This window comes from Pelagovum sp. HNIBRBA483 (assembly GCF_040931995.1).
Classification (GTDB): domain Bacteria; phylum Pseudomonadota; class Alphaproteobacteria; order Rhodobacterales; family Rhodobacteraceae; genus JAEPMR01.
The window spans coordinates 1,885,173-1,898,103 of record NZ_CP162412.1; the positions used below are offsets into that span (position 1 = coordinate 1,885,173).

Here is a 12,931-nt window from a genome sequence, read left to right on the forward strand (position 1 = left end):
GGTGTTTCTGCCTGCGGCCTGAACGTCGGCGGTGCGGGCGCACCCGCACCTGACCTTTAGCTACATCCCGAGGTGGAACCACAGGTGTTGCACTTCATACACGTTCCGTTGCGGACCAATGTGTAGTTTCCACAGTCTCCACACGGATCACCTTCGTATCCCTGCATCTTCGCCTTGTCCCTTGCGGACATCTCGAGCGTCGCAGTGGATGTCGAAACGACTGTGCTGGCAGCCACTTCGGCGGCGCCAAGATCCGTTTCAACGGCTGCAACGCTCCCTTGTAAAACCATCAACTCTTGAGGTAGGCGCTTTCGCAGATAGCCAGTCGATGAAATCTGCTTCAGTACCTCGAGTGAACGCGATGCTGCATTCTCACTCGGTGCCGATACGTTGGACACACCTTCTTCCTCGCCACGGCCGATATCGTCAAAGGTCGCGCCCTCAGGTTTCACATGTGCCAGGTCGGTGCGGTCAAGATAAGACACGGCAAGTTCACGGAAAATATAGTCAAGAATTGAAGTCGCATTCTTGATCGAGTCGTTGCCTTGAACCATGCCTGCAGGCTCGAATTTTGTGAATGTGAAGGCATCAACAAATTCTTCCAACGGAACGCCGTATTGAAGACCGACGGACACCGCGATGGCAAAGTTATTCATCATCGCCCGGAAGCCGGCACCCTCTTTGTGCATATCGATAAAGATTTCGCCCAGCGATCCGTCACCATATTCACCCGTACGGAGGTAGACCTTGTGCCCCCCAACAATGGCTTTTTGAGTATAGCCTTTGCGACGTTCTGGAAGTTTTTCCCGATGAGCACGCACGATCTCTTTGACTATGATCTTCTCAACAACTTTTTCAGCCAATGTGGCAGCCTTCGCAGTCGTCGAGCCCGATGCAAGGATTTCAGCCGCTTCCTCGTCATCTTCGACCAAAGCCGCTGCGAGAGGCTGGCTCAATTTCGATCCGTCGCGATACAGGGCATTAGCCTTAACACCCAGCGACCATGACAGTTCATAGGCCTTCTGGCAGTCCTCGATCGTTGCGTCATTGGGCATGTTGATCGTCTTGGAGATCGCGCCTGAGATGAACGACTGCGCGGCGGCCATCATGGTGATATGACTATCGACACTCAGGAACCGCTTGCCGCGTTTGCCGCAGGGATTTGCGCAATCGAAAACGTGGTAATGTTCCGGATCAAGATGCGGCGCGCCCTCAAGGGTCATCGTCCCGCAGACATGATCGTTGGCGGCGTCGATTTCCGCCTTCGAGAAACCAAGATGACGAAGCAAATCGAACGTGGGATCATTAAGCTTTTCAGCCGGAATGCCCAAGGTTTTGGTGCAGAAATCCTCCCCTAGTGTCCATTGATTGAACACAAATCGGATATCAAAAGCCGACTTTAGCGCCGCTTCGACTTTGTCCAGTTCGCGTTGCCCAAAACCATGCCCTAGAAGCGCTGTATGGTTGATGCTGGGTGCCTGTCCGATGCTGCCATGGCCGACGGCGTAAGCGACAATCTCTTCGATCTCGGAAGAGCGATATCCAAGTTTCTCAAGCGCCGCAGGAACGGAGCGGTTGATAATCTTGAAGTACCCACCGCCAGCAAGTTTTTTGAACTTCACAAGGGCGAAATCAGGTTCGATGCCCGTGGTATCACAATCCATGACCAAGCCAATGGTACCCGTTGGCGCAATCACTGTGGCTTGGGCATTTCTGAAGCCGTTCTTTTCACCAAGACGAAGGGCTTCGTCCCAGCTTTCTTTCGCGATCTGGACGAGACGCGCATCAGGGCAGTTCTTTTGATCCAGCGGCACGGGCTTCACAGCGAGCGCTTCGTATCCACTTGTTTTGCCGTATGCGGCATTCCTGTGGTTTCTGATCACGCGCAACATGTGCTCCTTGTTGCGCTCGTACCCTGCAAACGGCGACAGCTCGCCAGCAATCTCGGCCGATGTTGCATAAGACACACCAGTCATGATCGCAGTGAGCGCGCCGGCCAGCGCACGACCTTCATTACTGTCGTAGCCGAGTCCCATGTTCATTAAGAGCCCGCCAATGTTGGCATAACCCAATCCGAGAGTTCGGAAATCATATGAACGCTGCGCAATTTCCTTCGATGGAAATTGAGCCATCATGACCGAAATCTCGAGGGTCAACGTCCACAGCCGCGTCGCGTGCATATAGTCGTCAACGGCGAACTCACCGTCCTTGTGGAACGCAAGAAGATTCATCGAGGCAAGGTTACATGCAGTATCGTCGAGGAACATGTACTCCGAGCAAGGGTTGGAGCCGCGAATCTCACCGTCTTCTGGGCAGGTGTGCCAAGAGTTCACGGTATCATGGTACTGGATACCTGGATCCGCGCAGGCCCAAGCTGCGTGACCGACCTGTTCCCAAAGGTCACGCGCTTTGATCGTCTTAGATACTGTGCCGTCGCGGCGATTAACCAACTCCCAATCCGCATCATCGCGCACCGCTTGCAAGAAAGAATCGGTTACTCGGATAGAGTTATTGGAGTTTTGGCCAGAAACAGAGTTGTAAGCTTCGGAGTCCCAGTCTGTGTCATATGTCGGGAACTCAATGCTCGAATAGCCCTGCTTAGCATAGTCAAGTACCCGCTTGATGTATGTTTCGGGGATTGCGACACGCTTTGCCTCGCGAATTGCCTCTTTCAAGTTGGCATTCGTGTTTGGGTCAGCGGCATGCTCAAGAGTGCCATCCCAGCTTTTGATCGCAGAGAAGATACCGTTCAGCCGTAGCTCGTGCATCTTTGAACCGGCGACAATCGATGCCACTTTTTGCTCTTCGATAACCTTCCAGTTGATGAAATCTTCAATATCGGGGTGATCAGCATCAACGATGACCATTTTCGCCGCACGGCGGGTCGTACCACCAGACTTGATAGCGCCAGCAGCGCGGTCACCGATCTTAAGGAAACCCATCAGGCCAGAGGATTTGCCTCCACCGGAGAGGTTTTCTCCTTCACCGCGCAAGCTCGAAAAGTTTGTTCCGGTTCCCGACCCGTACTTAAACAAACGCGCCTCGCGCACCCAGAGATCCATAATGCCGCCGTCATTGACCAAATCGTCAGCGACCGACTGGATGAAACATGCATGCGGCTGCGGATGCTCATACGCACTATTGGACTTAACGAGTTTGCCGGTTTTGTAGTCAACATAATGGTGACCTTGTGCCGGACCATCTATGCCATATGCCCAATGCAGACCCGTGTTGAACCACTGCGGGCTGTTAGGTGCCGCGCGTTGCGTAGCAAGCATGAAGCGCATTTCGTCAAAATAGGCGCGCGCGTCTTCTTCTGAAGAGAAATAGCCGCCCTTCCAGCCCCAATAGGCCCAAGCGCCCGCCAAGCGATCAAAAACCTGCTTCGCCGAAGTTTCTCCGCAGAGCTCTGCGCCTTCAGCCGGAACCGATCGCCATAGAAACTCCGGAACGCCCTTTTCTTTGACTTTCTTGACAGCTGTTGGGACGCCGGCCTTCCGAAAATACTTTTGAGCAATGACATCAGACGCCACTTGGCTCCATTTTTGCGGGACTTCGCATTCGTCTAATTTGAAGACGATCGTACCATCTGGATTGCGAATCTCTGACGATACAGTTCGGAACTCGATGTCCGCGTATGCATCCTGCCCGGACTTTGTGAAGATACGTTCAATTTTCATCTCGATTCGCCTCTTTATTGGCTTCCCAACTCACAGACCCAGTTGGGCCTAAACAGCGCCGATACCTTTGACCCACGCAGGAAGAACCGCCCGTACTCATGCACGAGTGACGAACGCAAAACTCGCGCTCGACAACAAAACGGGATTCGCCCCTGCGCCGTCGTGATACCAAATATTGTAGACTTTCGATCGGCCCGCACAACATCGCCCAACTAGGTATAGTGGGTCAACGGGTTTTTTGGTCTATATTTGGGAAAAAAATCTTGACCCCAACAAAAACCAGCAAAAATCGATGGCCGTTGATTCAGTGCAATCCATGAACACACGGCAAACGTGCAAGCTGTGCGATGTCAGCAACCGATAACCGCCAATTTTTTGCTATTTCAGATGAGGGAGGGGGTGATGGTCGGGGCGAGAGGATTCGAACCTCCGACCTACGGTACCCAAAACCGTCGCGCTACCAGGCTGCGCTACGCCCCGACGAGGCTTCCTTAAGGGCCAGCGCCAGAATTGAAAAGACTTAATCGCAATCTTCCGAGTAATTTGAAGTGAACGCAGGGTGAAGCAATAAATCCCCGGGCGCCAACTGCAACTTTTCAACTTCTCCGGCGTTGAGCTCAAGCACCCCGAGGACGTCAGTTCCACCGTCAATTACTGTTTCATCATGCGGCACTGCTTTTTCGTGAATGTGCCGAACAGTTCCGTCACGCCCAGCAAAAACCATATCCAACGGGATGTAGGTGTTCTTCATCCAGAACCGCGCCGTTTGCGGCTCGGAGTATACAAAGAGCATACCTTCATTTGCAGGCATATTCTGCACATACATCAAACCCCGGGCACGGGTCTCGGGGGTATCAGCCAGACGAACGGTATATGCGGTTTCACCTGCCTGTGAGCGAACAACGACAGTCTCCAAATCGCAAGTGCGCGCATCCTTTGCAGCAGCTTGCGCTACAACGAACCCGTAGATCGCAGTCGCAGCGATTATCCGATGGATGCGAATTCCCACCCTAGAACCTCAATAGCCATTTTGCCGCGGTTGCCATCGATAACCCTCATTGCGACGGCTTCACCCGGCTGCAAATCAGCCAGCCCAGATCTGCGCAATACTTCAATATGAATGAAGATATCCTCTTGATTGCCGAAGACATTGCCAAAACCAAAACCTTTGGTTTTATCAAACCACTTCACACGCGCTGGCTGAAGTTGCGTATCTCGATAAACGTCTTCCGACAATTGAGCCAAATCATCGATACCAGAGGAGCCATCCTGCTCAGGAGGACGTTTGATATCGAGTATTTCGGTCGCCTGCATTCCCCTCTCGGTAAACTTTGCTACCAAAACGATAGCAGCCCCATCGCAAACAGAGCTCTGGCCAAAGTTGCGCAGAACATTCGCGTGAAGAAGGATGTCCTCTGATGAGTCATCCGCAATTACAAACCCAAATCCTTTACCAGGATCAAACCACTTAACCGTACCCTCGATGCGAGCCGCATCCGATTGATTTTCGGTTGTCATAACTGTCCCTCTGAGCAGCATGGACCTGCTCTACAGACACAGAAAAAAACGTCCGCGCCAGAAATTGCAAGGTAATTCCCATCAAAAAAAGAATTTCAGGTATCGACACTAGGGATTCAAACGACAGATCTCCCAATTTTCCGACGGATCTGATCTCTTCCACCGGAAGCGATCGTGAAGCCGAAACTCACCATCTGCCCAGAATTCAAACTCAAGAGGAATAATCTTGTACCCCCCCCAAAAGGGAGGTCGCTCAGGGTTGAGGCCTTTCTGAGTGGAAATTTTTGCAACCTCAGCAATCAGACTCGACCGCGACTTAAGTGGCTCGGATTGCCGCGATGCCCAAGCGCCGAGCCGGCTTTTGAGCGAGCGCGATCTAAAATACTCGTCAGCAGCAGGACCATCCTCTTTCGTCACCACTCCCCTTACCCGCAACTGTCGACGCATGCTCTTCCAGTGCAACACCAAGGCGGCTTTCCCGTTTGCATCAAGCTCTTGGGCTTTTTGACTGCCGTAGTTGGTATAGAAGACGAAAGCTTCATCGGTGATAACTTTTAGGAGCACCATTCGTACATTTGGCAAATCGTCTCGATCAACGCTGGCAAGCGCCATCGCATTCGGGTCGTTTAGTTCGGATTTTTCTGCTTCCGAGAGCCAATTTCGAGAAATCTCGAAAGGGTCGTCGCCCGAAAATATACCTGTTCTGTCAGCCAATTCTGTGTCTCCAAACAAAAGCACCAAAATCCCGATAGCCTCTTGGACTTGATGCATTTCTGTCAATCGCCTAAACCGGAACGAAATATCGCCAACACGGCAAAGGGGACATCAATGTCAGCAGGTCTGATGCACGGAAAACGTGGCCTAATAATGGGGCTAGCGAATGACAAGTCAATCGCATGGGGTATTGCGAAAGCCTGCGCAGATGCTGGTGCTGAACTTGCGTTCTCCTATCAAGGCGAAGCGTTGAAGAAACGTGTGGAACCTCTGGCCAGCAGCGTTGGTTCTGATCTCGTGCTGCCATGTGATGTGGCTGACATGGAAAGCATCGACGCCCTCTTCGAAGGGCTGGAAAAAGTCTGGGGGCGTCTAGATTTCGTCGTCCATGCTATTGGGTTTTCGGATAAGAATGAGCTTCGCGGCCGTTACGTCGACACCAGTCGCCAGAACTTTCTCACTTCGATGGACATTTCCGTCTATTCATTTACCGCCGTTGTAAAGCGGGCAGAGCGGCTTATGACAGACGGAGGGTCTTGCGTAACACTGACTTACTACGGCGCCGAACGGGTCATGCCTCATTACAATGTGATGGGGGTCGCAAAAGCTGCTTTAGAAGCATCTGTCCGGTATTTAGCAGAAGATCTCGGAAAGGATGGTATTCGCGTGAACGCCATTTCGGCGGGGCCGATCAAAACTTTGGCTGCATCCGGAATCGGGGATTTCCGCTATATCCTCAAATGGAACGAGTATAATTCGCCCCTTCGAAAGAACGTTTCAATTGAGGAGGTGGGGAAATCCGCACTCTATCTGCTCTCGGATCTCTCATCCGGCGTTACTGGCGAAACCCATCACGTCGACGCAGGCTATCACGTCGTCGGGATGAAGGCCGTCGATGCGCCTGACATGAACAAGTAGTTCTCTGGTGTCGCTCGCAGCGTTCTGGGCAATCGTACTCATCCATCTGGCGGCTGCAATAAGCCCCGGGCCATCTTTTGTTGTCTCCGCTCGCTCCGCGGCGACACAAGGTTTCCAATACGGTGTCGCCCTCGCTGTAGGGTTCGGTTTGGGCGCGCTGCTCTGGGCCACGGTCGCGTTAGCAGGCATTTCACTTATTTTTGAATTGGTCCCTGGGATTCACCACGCTTTGAAAATCACTGGTGCCGGATTTCTTTTCTATCTGGCCATTCGCATGTGGTTTTCGGCGACCGAACCAGTCGAAATGCAGAGAATCTCACGCGCGAGCAGAACGAAATTTGAAGCATTCCGGCTAGGATTTTGGGTCTTTGCGACAAACCCAAAACCGGCGGTTTTCTTTGGAGCAGTGTTTGCGGGCCTCGTTCCGACCGACGCACCATTACCTTGGCTGGCGGCGATTGTCTCGGCTGTATTCATCAATGAAACAGGATGGTATATCATTGTTGCACGGGTCTTCTCGCTCCCCCGCGCTCAACGGATTTACCTAAAAATGAAAACAACATTTGACCGAGTGTTTGCGGGTGTCCTCGCGATATTGAGCATTCGGCTCGTATCTAGCTAGCTGGAGGTTTCAATGGCTGACCGTCTCCCTCATGAAAAGGGCTTTCATGTAAGTTGGGATCAAATTCATAGAGACAGCCGTGCGCTTGCTTGGCGTCTTGATGGACGAGGCCCGAACAACGGTGAATGGAAGGCCGTTGTGGCAATCACCCGTGGTGGTATGGCACCGGCGATGATCGTCAGCCGAGAACTGGGAATTCGAACCGTTGATACGATCAGCGTAAAAAGTTACGACTACCAGAACCAGACAAAGGCCGAGGTACTGAAATCACCTGACAAAGACATGATGGGTGATGGCGAAGGTATCCTGATTGTCGATGACCTTGTGGATACCGGCAAGACGTTGGAGCTTGTCCGCCAACTTTATCCCAAAGCTCACTTTGCGACCGTCTATGCAAAACCCAAGGGTGAACCGATGGTTGATACATTCATTACGGGCGTAAGTCAGGACACATGGATCTTCTTCCCTTGGGATATGGCCTTACAATACGTTGAGCCATATCGCGGCAACGACTGACCAATAATACTCGCGACAACTTCGGTAGCACAGAGATTTTCTGATTTTCTCGTAGCCTTTTCGGGGCTGCAAAACACCGTTGCGGCGCTTGCGATTAACGTCGGGGCCGCATATTCAAGTGCTGCGGTGATGTAGGCCGATCAACATTAAGAAAGAGCAAGGCATCAAGATGGCAAAGAAGACAGGCGGAAAGATTTTTCTTTGGATCATAATGGGATTGCTCTTCTTCGGTTTGGTTGGCTTCGGCGCAACGGGACTGACAGGAAATGTCAGATCGGTCGGAACCGTTGCCGGCCAAGAAATCTCCATAAATCGTTATGCACGCGAACTTTCTAGCCAACTTCGCGCATTTGAGGCCCAAGCCGGTAGCTCGATTAGCTTCGTCCAAGCGCAACAGTTTGGTTTGGACAGGCTTGTCTTGGATCAGCTGATACTTGAGCGCGTACTGGATGACCAAAACAACAAGTTCGGCCTCTCCGTCGGGGATCAAAATGTTCGCGATCAGATCCTCACCATCGCTGGCTTCCAAGACCTGAGCGGGAACTTCAGTCGCGAAACTTATCGTGATGCCTTAGACCGCATGGGTGAGAGCGAAGAAAGCTTCGAAACCTCGCTGAGGGATGAAATCTCACGGACAATTCTTCAGGCAGCCTTGCTGGCGAACGTACCCACGTCGGAAACCTATCGCTCACTGTTGATCGAATTTGCGGGGGAACGCAGAACTGTCACTTGGGCCGAACTAGATGCGGGCTCTTTGGATGAGCCCCCTGCCCAACCTAGCGGAACGGATCTGCAGACCTTCTATGATGAGAACCCTGATCAGTTTATGGCCCCAGAGGCGCGCGAAATAACTTACGCGATTCTAACGCCTGATATGCTGCAGAGCAGTCTTGATGTCGACGCTCAAAGCGTCGCAGCGCTCTATCAGGAACGGTTTGACGAATTTAACCAACCAGAAAAAAGAATTGTCGAACGGCTAGTCTTTTTCGATATGGAAGAGGCAAACACCGCTTTTGAGCGTTTGACTTCTGATGATCTCACTTTCGAAGAACTTGTCATGGAGAGAGGCCTCTCACTGTCAGACATTGACCTAGGGGATATTACTCAGGGTGATCTTGGCGCTGCAGGAGAAGTTGTATTTGCCACCGACCTTCAGGGCATTACTCCACCGATCGAAACTGACCTCGGCAGCGCCATATTCAGAGTCAATGCAATCATCGACGCCCAGAGTCAGTCTCTTGAGGAAGTCGCAGAACAATTAGAAAGCGAGATAGCCATGTCGCGCGCGGTGCGGCTTATCGATCAAGAGCGAGAAGCAATCTTGGACCTCCTCGCTGGTGGTGCAAAACTTGAAGATATCTCCGAGCGCACTCCGATGGAAATCGGGACACTCGTGTGGAGCGAAGGAAGCACCGACGGTCCTGCAAAATATGATAGTTTCCGCACCGTTGCCGAAACGACCGAACCTGGTGATTACCCCGACATCGAAGACCTGTCAGATGGCGGAATTTTTCTTCTGAGAGTAGATCAGGTGATTGCGCCCAAAATGAAAAATTTTGACGAGATTCAAGAAGAAATATCGGAGAAATGGGTCGTAGCGGAATTGCAAAGTGCCATCGCCAAGAAGGCGTCGGAACTGGTAGAACAAATACTGCCTCTCTCCAACTTCGAAAGCTTCGGTCTGAATGCAAACCAAGAAGCCGATCTCACAAGACGAAGCTTTGTTCCCGGAACACCCCCTGAGTTTGTCACTGAGGTATTCGCCGCTGAATTAGGTGAAGCATTTGTCATCAACGCTGGCGACAGTCACATAATTGTACGGGTCGACGGGGTTGCTGCTCCGGACCTTGAAGACCCAGACGTACAGACATTGGCCCGCACTTTGGCAGACCGACAAGCGAATTCGGTTGCGCAAGATCTTTTCGAGCGCACGACCTCCGCGCTTAGAAGAGAGGCTGATATCCGAATTGATGAAGCCGCTGTTCGTGCCGTTCACGCCAATTTCCAGTAGGTCGCCAATGTCACTTCAGCCATCATTTGACGAATTCGCCACTGCCTACTCTGGGGGCCAAAATCAGGTCGTATTCACGCGCCTTGCGGCAGATTTGGACACGCCGGTCTCGATCATGTTGAAGCTTTCTGCCGCTGGACAGAATGCTTTCATGCTCGAAAGTGTAACAGGGGGAGAAGTGCGCGGCCGATATTCAATCATCGGGACGAACCCTGATTTAATATGGCGGTGCAATGGGACAACTTCTGAGATTAATCGTAATGCACAGAAAGATTTGGAAGACTTCCTAGCCGAAGACGACCATCCTCTGGAAGCATTCAGAAAATTGCTTGCCGAATGCAGCATGACGCTACCCGACGACCTCCCAGCAGCGTCTGCCGGTCTTTTTGGATATCTCGGATACGACACTATTCGCTTGGTAGAAAATATCCCCAGTGCAAATCCTGACCCTATCGGAGTTCCAGACGGAATATTTCTTCGCCCTTCGATCATCGCAGTAGTCGATGGCGTAAAGGGTGACGTAATCGTTGTGGCACCCGTCTGGGCGAGCCAAGAGGCTGATGCCGACATCGCATATGAGGAAGCATGCCAAAGAGTGAAAGAGGCGCAAAAATCACTTGAGAAACCGCTTCCTTCCTCCGGCCGCGAACTGAAGAAAACGAGCGACAGTTCGCTCACCACTTCGAATTTTGCGAAAGACGAATACATCGCCGCAGTCGAACGTGCGAAAGACTATATTCGAGCAGGAGATATATTTCAGGTCGTGCCCGCACAAAGGTGGACACAAGACTTTCAATCCCCACCCTTCTCGCTTTACCGGTCACTCAGACGAACCAATCCGTCACCCTTTATGTTCTATTTCAATTTTGGTGACTTTCAGGTTATCGGCGCCAGCCCCGAGATTCTGGTACGGGTTTTCGGAGACGAGATAACCATTCGCCCAATTGCCGGCACCCGCCCCCGTGGAAAGACCCCACAAGAAGACCTCGAAAACGAGCGAGAATTACTTGCTGACAATAAAGAACTCGCGGAACACCTCATGCTTCTGGATCTGGGCCGGAATGATGTCGGCCGGGTAGCGGAGATTGGGACAGTCAAGCCGACCGAAGAATTTGTAATCGAACGATACAGCCATGTAATGCATATCGTCTCAAACGTCGTCGGCAAGCTTGCTCCAGAGCACGATGCTCTCTCAGCGTTTTTTGCGGGAATGCCTGCTGGTACAGTCTCCGGAGCACCGAAAGTGCGCGCGATGGAAATAATAGACGAGCTCGAGCCGGAGAAGCGCGGCGTTTATGGAGGCGGTGTCGGTTATTTCTCTGCAAACGGCGATATGGATATGTGTATCGCCCTTCGCACCGCTGTTCTAAAAGATGGCAATCTGTACATCCAAGCTGGTGGGGGCGTTGTTTTCGACAGTGATCCCGAAGCAGAATTTATGGAAACAGTTCACAAGTCCAATGCGATCAGACGCGCTGCGGAAGAAGCTTCAATGTTCGACGATGGTTTGACACAGAACTAGTCGGTACGCTCAGCGCTCTCTTTGGAAACTGAACGCCAGAAGTCAGGTCAGATATTCGGTTGGATCGACGACCTGTGCGATATGGAAGGCTTCCCGTCGCTCAATGCAGGTTCCGCACCGGCCGCAATGCCTTTCTAGCCCTTTGTAGCAAGACCAAGTGCGATCGAAGGGAACCCCAAATTGGTGTCCTTGCAAGACAATATCCGCCTTACTTTGCTCAGCAAATGGAGCATACAGCTTTACCGAGGAACACTCTCCTAACGCCTCATTCTGCATCATCTGAAAACTTGACAAAAACGCGGGGCGGCAGTCTGGGTAGATGAAATGGTCACCGCCGTGCACGGCAATAGCGACGGCATCAAGCCCTCGCGCCGATGCAGCGCCAAAGGCTACTGTCAGCATGATCGCGTTGCGATTAGGTACTACGGTTGCCTGCATGTTGTCTTGTTCATAACGGCCGTCAGGTACCTCCAAATCGCCGGTCAGGGCGGACCCCGACAGCAGCGCCCCCAAACCGTTGAAATCAACACGATCAAACGAGCACCCGAGTCGATCTGCCGTAGCAGCCGCGAATTCCAGTTCTTTGCTATGCCTTTGTCCGTAATCGAACGAAATAATCCCCGAAAGTTCGAAGTTTTCAGCAATGAGGTGCGCCAGACAAACGGAGTCCAAACCACCAGAACATACGACCAAAGTTTTCATCGGTGCCCCCAAAATAAAGAGGCGCAAGCAAATGCTTGCGCCTTCAATATAATTATATCTTTCTAGTTAGCCTCTGGCGTGGCCTACCAACTTCCAAATGCCGGGGATAAGAAGTGCGGCTAGCCCAATTTTCAACGCGTCGCCGATCAAGAAAGGAGTGAGACCCCAAGACAAGATCTGACCAAAAGACGCCTCGCTGTACAAAACCGCAAGCCATGCAAGGCCAGGGAGGTAAATGAGGGCATTAGCACCAACTAGGCTCAACGCGGTGCCCGAGAAAGTACGGTCCCAGCCATTTCTAGCCGCCATACCCAGTGCAACTGTCGCTAGGGCATAACCGACCAAATAGCCACCTGTGCCTCCCATCATGTATGCAAGGCCACTGGCCTCTGCCGATGAACTTGCAAAAACGTCAAAACCAAGAGCGCCCACCAAAAGGTATGCCGCCACCGTTACAAGCCCAAGGCGAGGCCCGTAAGCGACCCCAAGCGTTAAAACCGCGAAAGTTCCCATCGTGATCGGTACAGGCCACATCGGCACCTTGATTTTGGCCGCAATCGCGAGCGCCAGAATACCCACAACGATCAAAGCTACTTGTTTGACGCGAAGTCCAACACCTTGAGACGGGCCTAAAACATCGATGAGGACTTTTTCGTTAAGTGCGAGGGTCATTGGACGCTCCCTTTCTGATATGTTTCCGTTTTCTTGCCTCACAAACATCGCGGAGG

Annotated in this window: 10 protein-coding genes, 1 tRNA gene and 1 pseudogene; 5 read left to right on the forward strand and 7 right to left on the reverse strand. The window is 52.1% G+C overall.

Features of this window, described 5'->3' with window-relative positions:
• Positions 1-56: 56 nt before the first annotated feature.
• The 5 genes from AB1E42_RS09320 to pdxH all read right to left on the reverse strand — a co-directional run bounded on the left by AB1E42_RS09320 (position 57) and on the right by pdxH (position 5,912).
• Positions 57-3,680 carry a vitamin B12-dependent ribonucleotide reductase gene (locus AB1E42_RS09320; protein WP_368343974.1) on the reverse strand — a complete coding sequence of 1,208 codons (3,624 nt, stop codon included), beginning with the start codon at positions 3,678-3,680 and terminating at the stop codon, positions 57-59.
• Positions 3,681-4,083: 403 nt separating this feature from the next.
• A tRNA-Pro gene (locus AB1E42_RS09325) sits at positions 4,084-4,160 on the reverse strand.
• 40 nt (positions 4,161-4,200) lie between these two features.
• Entirely contained in the window at positions 4,201-4,506 is a 306-nt protein-coding gene (locus AB1E42_RS09330; RefSeq protein ID WP_368343975.1) for a DUF192 domain-containing protein, read from the reverse strand.
• A gap of 158 nt (positions 4,507-4,664) precedes the next feature.
• Positions 4,665-5,198, reverse strand: a complete 534-nt coding sequence (locus tag AB1E42_RS09335; RefSeq protein WP_368343976.1) for a cold-shock protein — start codon at positions 5,196-5,198, stop codon at positions 4,665-4,667.
• Between the two features lie 108 nt (positions 5,199-5,306).
• The gene (pdxH, locus tag AB1E42_RS09340) at positions 5,307-5,912 is read right to left on the reverse strand and encodes a pyridoxamine 5'-phosphate oxidase (RefSeq protein WP_368346400.1); all 606 of its coding nucleotides are present in this window, start codon (positions 5,910-5,912) and stop codon (positions 5,307-5,309) included.
• A gap of 114 nt (positions 5,913-6,026) precedes the next feature.
• Between pdxH and fabI the strand changes: the two genes are divergently transcribed.
• The 5 genes from fabI (at position 6,027) to trpE (ending at position 11,501) form a co-directional block, all read left to right on the forward strand.
• A complete protein-coding gene (gene fabI / locus AB1E42_RS09345) occupies positions 6,027-6,830 on the forward strand; it encodes an enoyl-ACP reductase FabI (RefSeq protein WP_368343977.1) in 804 nt (267 codons plus the stop codon).
• Positions 6,831-6,837: 7 nt separating this feature from the next.
• Positions 6,838-7,452, forward strand: coding sequence for a LysE family translocator (locus AB1E42_RS09350; protein WP_368343978.1), 615 nt, complete (start codon positions 6,838-6,840; stop codon positions 7,450-7,452).
• A 12-nt stretch (positions 7,453-7,464) separates the two neighbouring features.
• Entirely contained in the window at positions 7,465-7,968 is a 504-nt protein-coding gene (gpt, locus tag AB1E42_RS09355) for a xanthine phosphoribosyltransferase (protein WP_368343979.1), read from the forward strand.
• Positions 7,969-8,137: 169 nt separating this feature from the next.
• Positions 8,138-9,979 (forward strand): SurA N-terminal domain-containing protein, encoded by a 1,842-nt coding sequence (locus tag AB1E42_RS09360; protein ID WP_368343980.1) that lies wholly within the window; start codon positions 8,138-8,140, stop codon positions 9,977-9,979.
• Between the two features lie 7 nt (positions 9,980-9,986).
• A complete protein-coding gene (gene trpE / locus AB1E42_RS09365) occupies positions 9,987-11,501 on the forward strand; it encodes an anthranilate synthase component I (protein WP_368343981.1) in 1,515 nt (504 codons plus the stop codon).
• Here trpE and queC read toward each other — a convergent pair.
• Positions 11,498-12,203, reverse strand: a pseudogene (queC, locus tag AB1E42_RS09370) (7-cyano-7-deazaguanine synthase QueC). The gene trpE and the pseudogene queC sit on opposite strands and share 4 nt — an antisense overlap.
• A 66-nt stretch (positions 12,204-12,269) precedes the next feature.
• A complete protein-coding gene (locus AB1E42_RS09375; protein ID WP_368343982.1) occupies positions 12,270-12,875 on the reverse strand; it encodes a biotin transporter BioY in 606 nt (201 codons plus the stop codon).
• Positions 12,876-12,931 lie beyond the last annotated feature (56 nt).

Coding starts and splice junctions, on each gene's coding strand:
- gpt (WP_368343979.1), top strand. CDS start 7,465: ATGGCTGACCGTCTCCCTCATGAAAAGGGCTTTCATGTAAGTTGGGAT.
- AB1E42_RS09320 (WP_368343974.1), bottom strand. CDS start 3,680: ATGAAAATTGAACGTATCTTCACAAAGTCCGGGCAGGATGCATACGCG.
- trpE (WP_368343981.1), top strand. CDS start 9,987: ATGTCACTTCAGCCATCATTTGACGAATTCGCCACTGCCTACTCTGGG.
- AB1E42_RS09330 (WP_368343975.1), bottom strand. CDS start 4,506: ATGTATGTGCAGAATATGCCTGCAAATGAAGGTATGCTCTTTGTATAC.
- AB1E42_RS09335 (WP_368343976.1), bottom strand. CDS start 5,198: ATGACAACCGAAAATCAATCGGATGCGGCTCGCATCGAGGGTACGGTT.
- AB1E42_RS09360 (WP_368343980.1), top strand. CDS start 8,138: ATGGCAAAGAAGACAGGCGGAAAGATTTTTCTTTGGATCATAATGGGA.
- fabI (WP_368343977.1), top strand. CDS start 6,027: ATGTCAGCAGGTCTGATGCACGGAAAACGTGGCCTAATAATGGGGCTA.
- AB1E42_RS09375 (WP_368343982.1), bottom strand. CDS start 12,875: ATGACCCTCGCACTTAACGAAAAAGTCCTCATCGATGTTTTAGGCCCG.